This is a genomic window from Microvirga pakistanensis, assembly GCF_004458765.1.
In the GTDB taxonomy this organism is placed as follows: Bacteria; Pseudomonadota; Alphaproteobacteria; order Rhizobiales; family Beijerinckiaceae; genus Microvirga; species Microvirga pakistanensis.
Genome location: NZ_SPJX01000673.1, coordinates 19,282 through 33,785 on the forward strand (window position 1 = coordinate 19,282; position 14,504 = coordinate 33,785).

Below are 14,504 nucleotides of genomic sequence, written 5' to 3' on the forward strand. Positions count from 1 at the left end.
TCCAGGAGATGCACCGATGACCGGACTGAAGCCCGAGACCCGCGAGAAGCTCAAGAAAGTCGCGACCCCAACGCTGATGACGGCGCTCTACAAGCGCGGCCTGCGCAACCAGTGGATCCAGGACGTGCACCGCATCAACCGTGATGCCGGCCCGATGGTGGGCGAGGCGTTCACCCTGCGCTACATGCCGGCGCGTGAGGACCTGAACCAGTTGAGCGTCTTCCGGGACCGGGAGCATCCGCAGCGCAAGGCGGTCGAGATCTGCCCTCCCGGAGCGGTTCTCGTCATGGACAGCCGCAAGAACCCGCGTGCGGCCTCGGCGGGCTCGATCCTGATCTCCCGCCTAATGGTCCGCGGCGTGGCCGGCGTGGTCACCGACGGCGGCTTCCGCGATACGCCAGAGATCGAAAATCTCGGCATTCCCGCCTATCACAACCGTCCCTCTGCTCCGACGAACCTGACCCTGCATCAGGCCATCGACATCAACGTTCCCATCGGCTGCGGCGATGCGCCGGTGTTTCCGGGCGATGTGATCGTCGGCGATGCCGAAGGCGTCGTGGTGATCCCGGCTCACCTGGCCGACGAGATCGCCGACGAGGCCACCGAAATGACCGCATTCGAGGATTTCGTGACCGAGGAGGTCCTGAAAGGACGCTCGATCCTCGGCCTCTATCCGGCGACTGACGAGCAGACCAACATCGACTTCGCAGCCTGGCGCGAGAGAACCGGCCGCTGATGGGTAGTTGACGAAGAGCCACGACACCACGAACCTGCAACCTGCCTTGCGCTTCAAAGCGCAGGGTGAAGGTCGTTTGGAGGCACAATGAAGGCGAACAGGATCAAGTCGCTCTGGGCGGATAACAAACCGGTGCTGAATGGCTGGCTATCCATCCCGAATGCGTTCACCGCCGAGATCCTGGCAGAGCAGGGATACGACTCTATCACGATCGATCTCCAGCATGGTCTCATCGACTATCAGGCCGCTCTCGGCATGCTCCAAGCGATGCGTGCCAGTGAGGTGGCGCCTCTCGTGCGCGTTCCGTGGCTTGATCCCGCGGCCATCATGAAGGTGCTTGATGCAGGCGCATGCGGGGTGATTTGCCCCATGATCAACACGGGCGCGCAGGCCGCCGAACTTGTGTCATACATGCGCTATCCCCCAGCAGGGACCCGCAGCTTCGGCCCGACCCGGGCGGTGTTCTCCGCTGGCCCGAACTATGGCGTCGAAGCCGACAACAATGTTCTCTGCTTTGCCATGATCGAAACCGCGGAAGGCTTCAATAATCTCAATGAGATCGTTGCAACACCCGGCTTGGACGGGGTCTATATCGGCCCGTCCGATCTGACCCTTGGACTGACCGGACGAAAATATCCCTTCGGCTTCGATCGGGAGGAGCCGGAGATGGTAGACGCGATCCGCACGATCCTGGATGCAGCCCATCTAGCCGGCATCCGCGCGGCTCTCCATTGCGGCGGCTCGGCCTATGCCGCGAAGGCCGTCGACTGGGGCTTCGACCTTGTGACGCTTCCCAACGATGTCCGCCTCCTTGCCGCCGCATCCGGTGCCAGCGTGGATGACACGCGAAAACTGATCGCAGCCGACGCTGGCACAATCACGTAGAATCCTTGCCTTCGGAAGCATACCAGCTCAAGCTGGTTGACAAGGTCCGGTCCTGGCACGAGGCGGAAGTAGACTGAGGGTCTGCTCATGAGGCGGTGAGCAGACCTTCATTTCATCTGCTGTTCGCTACTCTTTGATCCGCAGCAGTCTTTTCGGGCCTCCGATTATGTCTGAGCGATTGGAATAGGCCTGTCACTTTTCAGGTGAGCTGGTGCACCGGCAAGACCAGCGCCAGTCCGCGGACCGCTTCTTGGGCCGAGCTTTTCAGGCCCGCCTTGGCACAAGGGGTGAACAATCTATGAGAGACTGTTTGGCCTCGCTCAATGTCGCTGGTGAGCTCCGTTGTGGAGCGTGGAACGTCGCAATCCGACTTCTGCCAAAGCGTTTTGACACGACCAAGACCCTGAGGCGACGTTCGAGGCCTGCGGCTACGTCGAACGGATGAACCCTTATCACGTCTTCGTGATCCGCCTGCGTCACGTTGTCAGGTACTCTCATCAGCCTGTAGGAGCGTTGCGGACCGCCTTGGTAAGGAAGCTACCGAAAGACCATCGTGCCAACCGGTTCCTGAATGCCTTAGAGCCTGACGACTTCATCCTGCTTGAACCCCATCTGGAGGCCGTCATCCTGCCCCGTGGGACTGTACTGTACGAGCCCGGGGATCCCATCCGCTACACCTACTTCCCGCATGATGCCATCGTGTCCCTTGTTGATGTCATGGAGGATGGCCGTCTGGCAGAGGTGGCCATCTTCGGCTGTGAGGGATTGTTCGGCCTCTTGACCGCGTTTGCGAGCCGGGAGGCCTTCGGGCGCTACGTTGTGCAGATCCCTGGAACCGCCTCCCGCATTCCCCTGGCCCGCCTCCATGAGGCGATCAGGACGCGCCCCGCTGTTCAGAGGCTGGTGTTGGCCTACAACGAGGCGCTGCTCGCGCAAGCGTATCACACCGTTGCCTGCAATGCGGTGCATACGGTCGAGGCCCGGTGTTGCCGCTGGATTCTGAGCACACATGATCGCCTGAACCAGGACACCTCGCCCTCGAAGGACTCGCTGCCCCTGACACACCAATTCCTCGCCGAAATGCTTGGTGTGCAGCGTTCCACGGTCAGCCCCATCTTACGCGGCCTCCAGATATCGGGCCTGATTGAGCAACGACGAGGCGGCATCGACGTGATCGACCGCGCCGGGCTCGAACAAGGGGCCTGCGAGTGCTATCGCAAAATCCGCTCCCGCTTCGACAAGTTCCTGTCCGGTACCCATGCCCCGGCTGGACGCGGCAGGCTGGGAAAAGCTAGGGATTGAGTTCGGTGCTGAGACTATACGGGGTGGTTCACCGTCGCAGGCCTGATGCTGCGCGGCAGCGACGGCGGCCAACCGACTCCGTCGGCGGCGGGAGGGCCAGCTACTGGCACTTGGCGGACCTTAGCCGAAATTCGGCATTGGCGGTGTGAGCAGACCCTCATAGGCAAGAGCTCAATGGCTCAGGTTGACCCAAACCAGACTTCCAGGGCGGACACTAGGCTGCGGAAGATTGGCTCAGCCGGAGAGTTCCGGTGGCTCGCAGTTGTTCATGGGCTCGCAAGCGTGCATCGCGTGCGGCATCCACATCTATTGCGGCAAGGCGTGAACATCTCCCCGGCCTGATCATTAACGGATGTTCTGGACAGGAGAGGCGATCATGTCCGACACAGTGTCCGCCGCAGCCATCGCTACCAGCCAGGATGAGCGGATCCGGCAGCGGGCTTACGAGATCCGGGAGAACGAGGGTCGAACCGGAAATCCTGAAGATCATTGGTTCAGGGCCGAGCGGGAGCTTGCCTATCAGGGGCAGGAGCGCTCCGACGCGACGATGGAGAATGCTCCACCGGCGGCTGCCGCCAATGCCAGCTCAGCCGCCATCGGCGAGATTCCTGATGAGCGGATGGCCAAGTAACCTGGAGAGTGGTTGAAGGGGGTCGTTACCGTTGCCATCGAGGAGGGAACATCAGGACCGTGCCTCGGTTGGCAGTGCGAGGATCCGCCCGTCCGGTGGACCTCGACAGACAACGGGAGCGCCATGACCAACACTGTGCCGAAGGTCGTGATCGTTGGAGCAGGGTTCGGCGGGCTGACGGTCGCCCAGTCCCTGGCGCGGCTCCCGGTTGAGGTGACTGTGATCGACCGTCATAACTTCCACTACTTCCAGCCCTTGCTCTATCAGGTCGCGACAGCGGCCTTGTCGCCGGCGGACATCGCCTGGCCGATCCGCGGCATCCTCAAGCGGCAGACGAATACAACAGTACTGATGGCGAACGTGACCGGCATCAATACGGATCAGCGCCTGGTTCATGCCGGGCCTGTGACCGTCCCGTACGATTACCTGGTCCTTGCCACAGGTGCCACCCACTCTTACTTCGGCCACCCGGAATGGGCGTCCGTTGCTCCAGGCTTGAAGCAGATCGAGGACGCGACCGCCATCCGCCGCAGGATCCTGATGGCCTTCGAGCAGGCTGAGTTGATCGAAGATGTCGAGGAACGGCGGCGGCTGCTCACCTTTGTGGTGGTTGGCGGCGGTCCCACGGGCGTCGAGATGGCGGGGGCCATCGCCGAGGTGGCGCATCATGCCTTGCCCGCCGAGTTCCGGCGCATCGACCCGCACGCCGCCCGCGTGATCCTGATCGAAGCCGGTCCGCGCCTGCTACCCACCTTTCCCGAGGATCTCTCGACCTATGCGCAGCAGGCACTGGAGCGGATGAGCGTCGAGGTCATGACCGCAACTCGGGTGACGCACTGCGATGAGCGAGGGGTTGATCTGGAAGGATCACGCATCGAGGCCGGCACGATCGTGTGGGCTGCGGGTGTCGTAGCCTCCCCGGCGGCCGATTGGATCGAGGCGGAGCGGGACCGGGCAGGGCGGGTCAAGGTCGGCTCGGACTTGACGGTTCCCGGGCGGCCCGAGATTTTTGTGGTCGGCGACACCGCAGCGGCCGTCGATGAGACCGGACGGATGGTGCCCGGCATTGCCCCGGCGGCGAAGCAGATGGGCCGATACGTAGCGGGTGTCATTGCGGCGAGGGCCGCGAACCGACACAGCCCCGGACCGTTCCGGTACCGGCATCAAGGCGATCTCGCCACGATCGGCCGCAAGGCTGCGGTGGTGAAGCTCGATCACCTCCACCTGACGGGCTTTTTAGGCTGGCTGTTCTGGGGCTTTGCACACGTCTACTTTCTGATCGGTCTGCGCAACCGTGCCGTGGTCGCACTCAACTGGTTCTGGAACTATCTGACGTACCAGCGGGGCGCACGCCTTATCGTTGACGGCCCTGACGCGCAGGAGTCGGCGCAAGCGGAGAAGACCAAGCCGCTCGCGTCCTCAGTCGAGATGAGCCGAAGCTCGGATCGAAGCCAAGTCAACATGGCGGGCCAGGATTGGCGGTAGAGGCACCTGGACGCGGGCTTCTCTCGAGTTGGCTTCCTCGATGGCAGGCTCGGATAACATGATCTTGTTCATTGATATGGAGGGCAAGCTGCCGAAGCTCGAACGTCGCCTTCTGGCACGACGCGGACGGGGGACGAACGTCCGCTTTGGTCAGGAACATCGGACGTTCCAGTCAGGGAACGAATTTCACTGCCTGACCCGATGCGGCATCGTCAGGTTAACCGGAGAGTGACCGGATCGAGGCATATGTGAGGGATGAAATCGACCCATCATCCTCGTTACGTTCGCCACCGCTTCCCGGCTGAAGTGATCAGCCATGCTGTTTGGTTGTACTTCCGGTTTCCGTTGAGCCTGCGGATGGTCGAGGAGATGCTCGCTGCTCGAGGAATCCTGGTCAGCCACGAGACAGTCCGACAATGGGCGCTGAAGTTCGGCCAGAGCTTTGCCACCCAGATGCGCCGGCGTCTTCCGGCAGCAGGCGACAAATGGCACTTAGATGAGGTTGTCATCAGCATTGCAGGCCGGAAGCATTGGCTCTGGCGCGCCGTCGATCAGCATGGGATGGTGCCTTCTGACGAGCTGATCTGAGGGAGCTCTCTAATGTCATCCCGTTAACCTGACGGTGCCGACGACAATACCGCGCTCGAGCAGCATCTCCTCAACCAGCCGCAGGCTCAATGGGAACCTGAAGTAGAGCCATAGCGCGTGGGCGATGATCTCTGGTGGGAAGCGGTGACGCTTGTAGCTGACGGGCTTGGTCATGGCGACCCGTCTATGCGGCCTGCTCTCATAGTCGGGTTAATGTGACATCACCGTCTGCGCGGCCGCTGGACTCGGGCTTGGCGCAACGATCCTGTCTGTCGGCGTGCAAGGGCTGGACGCCCTCGGTACATCGTTCCCTCTGCTGCTCTCGCTCCACCCGTAGCACGAGGGTCTGGCGACAACAGGGCCGGCCCTACGCCTCTGTCGAGGGCGGATCGAGCGAGCACCATCACGATGGTGAGCCCGTCACCGACCGCAGAGGGCACGGTGTCTCCACTCCGCTCTGGACACGCCATAGTCCTGAGACCCTGCTACCGCTGGGCAGGCCCCGCCAGGCCCTAGCACCCCTTGACAGGCTGAACTCTATGATAACTATTCGTATAAACAGAATAATTATATCGGCCAGAGGTACCCATGCTTAACCGTCGTGATCTGCTGAAACTCTCATCTGTTGCAGCGAGTTCGCTGCTCTTGCCCGCTGGCCTTCGTCCGGCCTTCGCTGCCGGCGAGGACATCACCATTGGCGCGCCGCTTCCAATGTCGGGGCCCTTCGCTGCTAACGGTAAGTTTGGCTCTATGGGTACCGCCATGATTGTCGAGGAGGTCGGCAAGGTCCTGGATCGTAAGCTCGGCTATCTTGAGATCGACACGGAAGGAAAGCCGGCCACAGCCGTCCGCAAGGTGCAGGAGGCGATGGAGCGCGGCGTGACACTGTTCGCCGGCGGCATCCTGTCGTCTGAGGCCCTCGCCATGGGCAAGGAAGTCGCTAAGGGCAAGGGCGTCTTCATCACCACCGCCGGGGCCGACGAGATCACTGGCTCAGAGTGCAACAAGGGCACGTTCCGGTGGAGCGTGCCGACCTTCGGCGCAATCGAGCAGACCGTGCGACCGCTCATCGAGCAGCTTCCCAACGCGAAACGCTGGTACACGATCACACCGCAATACGTCTTCGGCGACGGCCTACTCAACGCCGCGAAGGCTATCTTCAAGGAGAAGGGCATCGAGCATGTGGGCAACAGCTACCACTCGCTCACCGAGAAGGAATTCAGCGGTTACCTGACCAACGCCATGGCCGCGAAGCCCGACGCGCTCCTTATCCTCAATTTCGGCTCGCAATCCTCCGACACCCTTCGCCAGGCCGTCAGCTTCGGCATGAAGAAGCGCATGACGATCCTGCTCGCCTGGGCCTCGGGCCTCGAACAGTTCGAGACCCTCGGGCCCGACCTGATGGAAGGCGTCTATTTCGGCGCGCAGTACTGGCACGGCATCGACTCGCCTTTCAACCGGGAGCTCGTCGCCAAGGTGCAGGCCAAGCACAAGATGAACCCGAACTACGCCTTCGCCAGCGCCTATCTGACGACGAAAATCCTGATCGACGCGGCCGCGAAGGCGGGCAGCACGGAAGGCTCGGCCGTCATCCAGGCGATGGAAGGCATGAAATATACCGGCCTCACCGGCGACGAGGAGATCCGCGCGGCTGACCACCAGGTGATCAAGAACTATTACCTGCTCAAGGGCAAGGCCAAGAGCGCCATGAAGGACAAGGACGACTACGCCGACATCATCAGCTTCGGCAAGTCGTTCCAGTCTCCGGAGCAGGCCCAGTGCAAGATGGCCTGACCATCGGTGGGGACGGCACGCGGCCGTCCCCATTTTCTTGCGACCATTGATTGGCTCCAACATCAGGTGCCCGCGTGATTTATTTGTTTCAGCTGGTGAACGGCATCGGCTTGGGAATGCTCTACTTCCTGCTCGCGGTGGGATTGAGCATCATCTTCGGGCTGCTTCATTTCGTGAATTTCGCCCATGGCGCATTTTATCTTCTGGGCGCCTATCTCGTTTATGACATGACCGAGCGCGGCTTGAATTTCTGGGCGGCACTCCTTGTGGCGCCGATCATCGTCGGGGCGCTCGCGGCCCTGACGGAATCCGTCCTGCTGCGACGTATCTATCATCTGCCCCACACGTTCCACATTCTCGTGACCGTCGGGCTCGCCCTGATGGTGCAGGAACTCGTCATCATCCTGTGGGGCCCGGTGGGCGGCAACGTCTCGACTCCGGACGCGCTCAGCGGCGTCCTCATTCTGGGCGATTTCATCTATCCGCAGTATCGCCTCTTCGTCATCGGCCTGACCCTCGTTCTCGGCATCGGCCTCTGGTGGCTTCTGGAGGGCACGCGGCTCGGCGCCGTAGTGCGCGCAGGCTCAGAATCGACCGACATGGTCTCGCTGCTCGGCATCGACATCCTGCGTGTGAACACGGCCGTCTTCGCCCTCGGCGCTGGCCTCGCAGGCCTCGCCGGGGCACTTGCGGCGCCGATCCGTGGCGTCGAGCCCTTCATGGGCGTCGAGGCCCTCGGCATCGCCTTTGTGGTCGTCGTCATCGGCGGCATGGGCAGCTACACGGGCGCGCTCATCGCAGGCCTTCTGGTGGGAATCGTGCAGAGCATCATGACGACGCTCTGGCCCGAGGGCGCCCGCCTGATGATCTATCTCGGCATGGGTCTCGTCATCCTGACGATGCCGCGCGGCCTACTCGGCCGGGCATGAGAGGCGTCATCATGAACCGCGCTTCTCTGCATTTTCTTCTCGCCGCTCTCGTCGCCATCGCGCTCCCGCTCTTCATGCGGTCCGGCACGCTCGCGTCCGAGGTGCTGATCTTCGCCATGGCGGCGGCAGCCTGCAATCTTCTCCTCGGCTATACGGGCCTTTTGTCCTTCGGCCAGGGAATATTCTTCGGGCTCGGGAGCTATGCGGCCGGACTGACCCTGCTGCACACCTCGCTTCCGCTCGGCGTGGCGCTCGTTCTCGCGGCGATCGCGGGAGCCGTCGTCGCCACGGGAGTCGGCTGGCTCTCGATCCGCCGACAGGGCGTCTATTTCGTCATGCTGACGCTCGCCTTCTCCCAGTTCTTCTACTTCCTCGCCTACACGTTCAAGGACATCACGGGCGGGGACAACGGCTTGCTCAACATTCCCCGGCCCGCTATCGGACCGTTCTCCCTGGGAGATTCCTGGGCCTACTACGCCTTCGTGGCGATGCTCTTCCTCATCGTCTTCGCGGCCCTGCAGCGGGTGGCAAGCTCCACGTTCGGGTGCACGCTGCTCGCGGTCCGCGACAACGAGGAACGCGCGCGCGCCATCGGTTTTCCCGTCCGGAACTTCAAGATCACGGCCTTTGCCATCTCCGGCGCGGTGACGGGGCTTGCCGGCGCGCTCCACGCCCTCCTCATCGGCGTCGCGCCGTTGTCGAACATCGAATACCACATGAGCGAGAGCATCCTGATCATGACGATCATCGGTGGCAGCGGAAACCTGTTCGCCTCCGTGCTCGGAGCCGGGTTCTACGTGATCGTGTCGGATCTGCTCTCGTCGATCTGGCCGCGCTGGCTTCTCCTTCTCGGCGGGCTCCTCATCGTGGTGGCGCTCTTCATGCAGAAGGGCCTGTGGGGGCTCATCGAACGGCTGGTCGTGGCCCTGCCCATGGGCCGCAGGTCTGCCATCAAGTCTCCCATCGAATCTCCCATCCAGCCGGAATCCGAGGGGAGGGGCATATGAGCACTCAGGCTCCGATTCTTGCGACCGAAAAACTCGGCGTCCGCTACGGCAGCTTCCTCGCCCTCTCGGACGTCACCCTGTCGATTAAGTCCAACACGATTCATTCCGTGATCGGCCCGAACGGCGCGGGAAAGACCACCCTGTTCCATGCCCTCACCGGCCGCGTGCGAGCATCAAGCGGGCGGATCACCCTCAACGGGCAGGACATCACGCATGTGTCCGACGATAAGAGGGTTCCGCTCGGTATCGCGCGCTCCTTCCAGGTGACGAGCCTGTTCCAGAACCTGAGCGTTCGCGAGAACCTGCGCCTGGCGGCTCAGGGGCGCACGCCTCTGCAGGCGCTCGCGCCCTGGCGCGGCGTCGATCCGCGCAGCCAAGCGCTCGCCGTCGCGGACGAAGTCATGGAGCGCCTGGAGCTGACCCATGTGTCGGACAGGGCGGCGGGCGAACTCTCACATGGGCAGCAGCGGCGGCTCGAAGTCGGCATGGCAGTGGCCGCGAAGCCGCGGCTGATCCTGCTCGACGAACCGACATCCGGAATGGGCATCGACGACGTCGAGGCGATGAAGGCCCTAATTCGCGATCTGGGCCGCGACCACACGGTGCTCTTCATCGAGCACAACATGGGCATCGTCATGAACATCAGCGACACCGTAACGGTCATGCGTGCGGGGCGCGTGCTGGTGGAGGGGCCCCCGGCCGTGGTGCGAGACGATCCGGAAGTGAGGCGCGCCTATCTCGGCAACATGATCACGGGTGATCTCGCATGACCACGGCATTGCTCGAAATCGAAAATGTGCATGGCTATTACGGCAAGAGCCATATCCTTCAGGGCGTGACTCTGGAGGTGCGGGCCGGGGAGGTCGTGACGCTGCTCGGCCGGAACGGTGCCGGGAAAACCTCGACCCTCAAGAGCATCAGCGGCCTGCTCGCGCCAAGCGCCGGACGCGTGCGCTTCGCCGGAACGGACGTCACGGGATGGCGTCCTCACAAGATAGCGCAGCGCGGCCTCGCTCTCGTGCCCGAAAACCGCGGCATCTTCGGATTGCTCAGCGTCGAGGAGAATCTGCGCATCGCCGAGCGCAAGGGCTCGCCCTGGTCGCTGAAGGACGTGTACAGGATCTTTCCGCGCCTCGAAGAGCGCCGCCGCAACGGCGGCGGCCAGCTCTCCGGCGGCGAGCAGCAGATGCTCTCCATCGCCCGAGCGCTTCTCAACGCGCCGAAACTCCTGATGCTGGACGAGCCCGTCGAAGGACTGGCTCCCGTGATCGTCGACGAGATCGTCGATCAGATCAAGAAGATCCGCGCGACCGGAGTCCCGATCCTGCTCGTCGAGCAGAACCTCGCTGTCTGTACGCAGCTCGCCGACCGTCATTACATCCTGGAGCTCGGCCGGGTCGTCTATCACGGCACGCATGACGAGTTCGCGGCCGACGACGCGACGAAGGACCGCTATCTGGGCGTGAAGGCTCACTGACCCTGCTTTTGGTAAACCGAATGATTCCCAATCTTCAGATCAATCCCCAGCGTCTCTGGGACAGCTTGATGGACACCGCCAAGATCGGCGGAACGGCGAAGGGCGGCGTGTCGCGCCTGACCCTGACCGACACCGACAGGCAGGTGCGCGACTGGCTGAAAGGCGAATGCGAGAGGCTCGGCTGCACCGTGACGGTTGACGAGGTCGGCAACATGTTCGCCGTTCGCCCCGGCAGGCGCTCCGATCTTCCGCCCATCGCGATCGGTAGCCATCTCGACACGCAGCCCACGGGCGGAAAGTTCGACGGAATCCTCGGCGTGCTCGGCGGCCTGGAGGTCCTGAAGACCCTGCAGGATTCCGGCTATGAGACGAACGCGCCTCTCATGCTGGTGAACTGGACCAACGAGGAGGGATCGCGCTTCGCGCCCGCGATGCTCGGATCCGGCGTCTATGCGGGCGTCTTCGATCGGGCCTATGCGGACAGCCGGGAAGATCGTCAGGGCGTCACCTTCGGCGAGGCCATCGAGGCGATCGGCTATCGGGGAGAAGCCAAAGCCGGATCGATCACGTTCGGAGCGATGTTCGAGCTGCATATCGAGCAGGGGCCCATCCTCGAACAGGAGGAGAAGGTCATCGGAATCGTCCAAGGCGTCCAGGGCATGCGCTGGTACGAGGTCTCCGTCACCGGACGAGAGGCCCATACAGGCTCGACCCCGATGCCCATGCGGCGCGACGCCCTCGTGGGCGCGGCGCGGCTCATCGACCGGATCGAGGCCATCGCGCTGGAGCACGCGCCTTCCGCCGTGGGCTCCGTCGGGTTGATCGAGGTGCAGCCCAATTCGCGAAATGTCGTGCCGGGCCACGTTTTCTTCACGGTGGATTTCCGTCATCCCGACGACGCCGTCCTCGACGTGATGGAGCAGAAGCTCCTCGCCGCGATCGACGAGATGGCCGGCAAGGGAAACCTCGGCGTGGAATCCAAGAAGGTCTGGGAGTCGCCCGCCGTCAGGTTCGATGCCGATTGCCTTGCGTCCGTGAAGAAGAGCGCGCAGGCGGCCGGGTATCCGGCGCGCGACATGATCTCGGGCGCGGGTCACGATGCAGCCTACGTCGCCCGCGTCGCACCGACCGCCATGATCTTCGTGCCCTGTGCGGGCGGGCTGAGCCACAACGAGGAAGAAAGCACGTCCTTCGAGGAATGCGGGGCAGGGGCGCAAGTGCTCCTCGGCGCCGTTCTCGACTACGACGGACACCGGACGGAGAGCCTGGACTGACAGGCGTCCCGGCAGGAATCCGGATGCATAGAGCTCTTTTCGGCGCTGGGCAGCGCCTTCACAAGGATGGACCGGCATGCGTTTCGTTGTCGCCCGCATGAATCATGAAACCAATACGTTCTCGCCGGTGCCGACGCCGCTCGCATCGTTCAATCCCCGCTGGGGAACGGATGCTCTGCAGGCCGGCGCGGGCTCCCGCACGGCCATGGGTGCTTTCCTGGCCTTTGCGGAAGCGCGCGGCGCGGAGGTGGCGACGCCGGTCTTTGCCACCGCCAATCCGAGCGGCCCCGTGGCGGACGAGGCTTTCGAGGCCATGGCGGCCGCCATCGTCGAGGCTGTCCGGAACGGATGTGACGCCATTCTTGTCGATCTTCACGGTGCGATGGTGACGGAAAGTTTTGACGACGGGGAGGGAGAACTTCTCGCGCGCGTTCGCGCCGTCGCGCCGGATGTGCCGCTTGGCGTCGCCCTCGATCTTCATGGCAACATCACCGAACGCATGGTCGCCAATGCCGACGTGCTGGTCGGCTTCAAGACCTATCCCCATGTGGACATGCATGAGACCGGCGCCCACGTAGCTCGGCTCGTGGGGCGCATGCTCGACGAGCGGCTCGCGCCGAAGCGTGCGTGGTGCCATCCGCCGCAACTGGCCCATACGTTGAAGATGAATACCGGCGTCCCCGGTGCCATGCAGGATGCGATCGCGGCGGCACGAAAGGCGGAGGAGCGGCCCGGCGTGCTCGCGGTCAGTGTCTTCGGCGGTTTTCCCATCGCCGATATTCCGGAGGCCGGCGTCTCGGTGATTACGGTCGCGGAATCCGCGGTTCTCGCGGCGGAGGTCGCCCGCGACATCGGCGGGCTTCTGTGGGAGCGCCGCGCCGAGTTCGTGTATCACGAGGAGCCGCTTCAGCAATCGATCGCGGAGGCGCGCGCCGCCGGCGAGGGAGCTGGGCAGGGCCCCGTGCTCCTGCTCGACCATGGCGACAACTGCATGTCCGGCGGCACCTGCGACACCATGGACGTGCTCAGCGAGGCGCTGGCGCAAGAGCTCGACGACATTATCGTGGGTCCGATCTGCGATCCGGAAGCCGTGGCGGCCATGATGGCGGCGGGCGTCGGCGCGCGGATCGAGATCGGAATCGGCAACCGCGTGGCCATGCCCCGCATCGGCGTCTCCAAAGATCCGCTGCGGCTCGCAGGCGTGGTGCGCGTCCTAAGCGACGGGGAATACACGATCAGTGGGCCGACCTATACGGGCATGCGCTGCTTCATGGGGCGAGCCGCCGTGCTGGATACCGGCCGGGCGCGGGTGCTCGTCACCGAGCTGCCTCACGAGCCGTGGGACCTTGCGGTGTTCACGAGCGTCGGTCTCGATCCCCGTGCGTGCCGCACCCTGATCCTGAAATCACGCATGTATTGCCGCCCCGTTTTCGAGCCCATCGCGAAGGCCGTCGTCGAATGTGCGAGCCGTGGGGTGACCAGCTCGGACTATGAGTTATACCGTTTCGAAAAGCTTGCCCGTCCGATATATCCTCTCCAGGACGATATCCCGTGGAGACCTGAGGCGGTTCGGCTATGACAAACGACAAGGAAGGCGTTCCGGCCCCCGGGCGCGGAAGGATGCAGCGCACGAAGCTCTCGGACCAGATCGCCGAGGACCTGAGGCGCTGGATCGCGCGGGAGGGCCTGAAGCCGGGTGACCGGCTGCCTAACGAGAAGACGCTGATGCAGCATTACGGCTGCGCGAAGGGTACTCTTCGCGAAGCTCTGAAGGCCCTTGAGGTGCAGGGGCTCGTGAAGATGCAGACCGGCCCGAACGGCGGCGCCGAGATCCAGCCCGTGTCCATCGACGCGGCGATGCAGCAGCTGCGCAGCTACCTTCATTTCCAGGTGCTGGATTTCGAGCAGATCTACGTGCTCCGGCGCAGCCTCGAAGTAGCTCTGGCGGAGAGCGTCGTCGGCCGCCTGACGGAGGATCAGCTTCAGCGGCTGGAGACCAATATCGAGCAATGCGTCGAAGCCCGCGACAGCGGCGACCGGGTCGCGGGCCGTCGGCTCGAGATCGAGTTCCACGACATTCTCTGCGAGAGCTGCGACAATCCTCTCCTCGCCTTCATCTGTCGCTTCCTCAACGGGCTCCTGCGCGATCTCGTCGAATTCCGCAGCGACTGTTACGACGAGCACGAGGCTTTCGGCCAGCACAACGTGACAAGCCACCGCGATCTCGTGGCGGCCTTCCGCGCCAAGGATCGCCGCGCCGTCAGCCGGATCATGCGCGAGCACATGTGCTGCGCGGAAACCTTCATGCAGCGCCTCGATGCATCCTTCCGCTCCGATCTTTTGAGCACGGCTTAAGAGAAAGCGCTTTGCACAGGCGTTTGAGCTGTGAGATGACG

General features: G+C 63.3%; 13 protein-coding genes and 2 pseudogenes. 14 read left to right on the top strand and 1 reads right to left on the bottom strand.

Annotated elements, in window-relative coordinates; genetic code table 11:
* The first annotated feature begins 16 nt into the window (after nt 1-16).
* The 6 genes and pseudogenes from E4K09_RS26420 to E4K09_RS26445 all read left to right on the top strand — a co-directional run.
* Nucleotides 17-736 carry a ribonuclease activity regulator RraA gene (locus tag E4K09_RS26420; RefSeq protein WP_134500615.1) on the top strand — a complete coding sequence of 240 codons (720 nt, stop codon included), beginning with the start codon at nt 17-19 and terminating at the stop codon, nt 734-736.
* Between the two features lie 87 nt (nt 737-823).
* Complete coding sequence (locus E4K09_RS26425) at nt 824-1,621, top strand: HpcH/HpaI aldolase family protein (protein WP_134500616.1); 798 nt, start codon at nt 824-826, stop codon at nt 1,619-1,621.
* Nucleotides 1,622-2,146: 525 nt separating this feature from the next.
* On the top strand, nt 2,147-2,923 hold the full coding sequence (locus E4K09_RS26430) for a Crp/Fnr family transcriptional regulator (protein ID WP_244610706.1): 777 nt from the start codon (nt 2,147-2,149) through the stop codon (nt 2,921-2,923).
* Nucleotides 2,924-3,299: 376 nt separating this feature from the next.
* Nucleotides 3,300-3,554: a DUF2934 domain-containing protein gene (locus E4K09_RS26435; protein WP_134500618.1), complete on the top strand. Its 255-nt coding sequence runs from the start codon at nt 3,300-3,302 to the stop codon at nt 3,552-3,554.
* A 123-nt stretch (nt 3,555-3,677) separates the two neighbouring features.
* The gene (locus E4K09_RS26440) at nt 3,678-5,039 is read left to right on the top strand and encodes an NAD(P)/FAD-dependent oxidoreductase (protein ID WP_134500619.1); all 1,362 of its coding nucleotides are present in this window, start codon (nt 3,678-3,680) and stop codon (nt 5,037-5,039) included.
* Nucleotides 5,040-5,294: 255 nt separating this feature from the next.
* Nucleotides 5,295-5,609 (top strand): annotated as a pseudogene (locus E4K09_RS26445) (IS6 family transposase); the annotation flags it as partial.
* A 42-nt stretch (nt 5,610-5,651) separates the two neighbouring features.
* Here E4K09_RS26445 and E4K09_RS26450 read toward each other — a convergent pair.
* Nucleotides 5,652-5,801 (bottom strand): annotated as a pseudogene (locus E4K09_RS26450) (IS6 family transposase); the annotation flags it as partial.
* 414 nt (nt 5,802-6,215) lie between these two features.
* Between E4K09_RS26450 and E4K09_RS26455 the strand changes: the two are divergent.
* From E4K09_RS26455 to E4K09_RS26490, 8 genes are all read left to right on the top strand, one after another.
* Complete coding sequence (locus E4K09_RS26455) at nt 6,216-7,421, top strand: ABC transporter substrate-binding protein (protein ID WP_134500620.1); 1,206 nt, start codon at nt 6,216-6,218, stop codon at nt 7,419-7,421.
* 74 nt (nt 7,422-7,495) lie between these two features.
* Nucleotides 7,496-8,350: a branched-chain amino acid ABC transporter permease gene (locus tag E4K09_RS26460; RefSeq protein ID WP_134500621.1), complete on the top strand. Its 855-nt coding sequence runs from the start codon at nt 7,496-7,498 to the stop codon at nt 8,348-8,350.
* Between the two features lie 11 nt (nt 8,351-8,361).
* A complete protein-coding gene (locus tag E4K09_RS26465) occupies nt 8,362-9,357 on the top strand; it encodes a branched-chain amino acid ABC transporter permease (protein WP_204985795.1) in 996 nt (331 codons plus the stop codon).
* Complete coding sequence (locus E4K09_RS26470) at nt 9,354-10,127, top strand: ABC transporter ATP-binding protein (RefSeq protein WP_134500623.1); 774 nt, start codon at nt 9,354-9,356, stop codon at nt 10,125-10,127. Before E4K09_RS26465 ends, E4K09_RS26470 begins: the two co-directional genes overlap by 4 nt.
* The gene (locus E4K09_RS26475; RefSeq protein ID WP_134500624.1) at nt 10,124-10,834 is read left to right on the top strand and encodes an ABC transporter ATP-binding protein; all 711 of its coding nucleotides are present in this window, start codon (nt 10,124-10,126) and stop codon (nt 10,832-10,834) included. Before E4K09_RS26470 ends, E4K09_RS26475 begins: the two co-directional genes overlap by 4 nt.
* A gap of 20 nt (nt 10,835-10,854) precedes the next feature.
* Complete coding sequence (locus E4K09_RS26480) at nt 10,855-12,108, top strand: M20 family metallo-hydrolase (protein WP_134500625.1); 1,254 nt, start codon at nt 10,855-10,857, stop codon at nt 12,106-12,108.
* A gap of 76 nt (nt 12,109-12,184) precedes the next feature.
* Complete coding sequence (locus E4K09_RS26485) at nt 12,185-13,687, top strand: M81 family metallopeptidase (protein WP_134500626.1); 1,503 nt, start codon at nt 12,185-12,187, stop codon at nt 13,685-13,687.
* The gene (locus tag E4K09_RS26490) at nt 13,684-14,463 is read left to right on the top strand and encodes a FadR/GntR family transcriptional regulator (RefSeq protein WP_134500627.1); all 780 of its coding nucleotides are present in this window, start codon (nt 13,684-13,686) and stop codon (nt 14,461-14,463) included. Before E4K09_RS26485 ends, E4K09_RS26490 begins: the two co-directional genes overlap by 4 nt.
* Nucleotides 14,464-14,504 lie beyond the last annotated feature (41 nt).

What these genes read in the sequence shown, in the direction of transcription:
- E4K09_RS26420 (WP_134500615.1), top strand. Translation starts at nt 17, where the DNA reads ATGACCGGACTGAAGCCCGAGACCCGCGAGAAGCTCAAGAAAGTCGCG.
- E4K09_RS26425 (WP_134500616.1), top strand. Translation starts at nt 824, where the DNA reads ATGAAGGCGAACAGGATCAAGTCGCTCTGGGCGGATAACAAACCGGTG.
- E4K09_RS26435 (WP_134500618.1), top strand. Translation starts at nt 3,300, where the DNA reads ATGTCCGACACAGTGTCCGCCGCAGCCATCGCTACCAGCCAGGATGAG.
- E4K09_RS26440 (WP_134500619.1), top strand. Translation starts at nt 3,678, where the DNA reads ATGACCAACACTGTGCCGAAGGTCGTGATCGTTGGAGCAGGGTTCGGC.
- E4K09_RS26455 (WP_134500620.1), top strand. Translation starts at nt 6,216, where the DNA reads ATGCTTAACCGTCGTGATCTGCTGAAACTCTCATCTGTTGCAGCGAGT.
- E4K09_RS26465 (WP_204985795.1), top strand. Translation starts at nt 8,362, where the DNA reads ATGAACCGCGCTTCTCTGCATTTTCTTCTCGCCGCTCTCGTCGCCATC.
- E4K09_RS26470 (WP_134500623.1), top strand. Translation starts at nt 9,354, where the DNA reads ATGAGCACTCAGGCTCCGATTCTTGCGACCGAAAAACTCGGCGTCCGC.
- E4K09_RS26475 (WP_134500624.1), top strand. Translation starts at nt 10,124, where the DNA reads ATGACCACGGCATTGCTCGAAATCGAAAATGTGCATGGCTATTACGGC.
- E4K09_RS26480 (WP_134500625.1), top strand. Translation starts at nt 10,855, where the DNA reads ATGATTCCCAATCTTCAGATCAATCCCCAGCGTCTCTGGGACAGCTTG.
- E4K09_RS26485 (WP_134500626.1), top strand. Translation starts at nt 12,185, where the DNA reads ATGCGTTTCGTTGTCGCCCGCATGAATCATGAAACCAATACGTTCTCG.
- E4K09_RS26490 (WP_134500627.1), top strand. Translation starts at nt 13,684, where the DNA reads ATGACAAACGACAAGGAAGGCGTTCCGGCCCCCGGGCGCGGAAGGATG.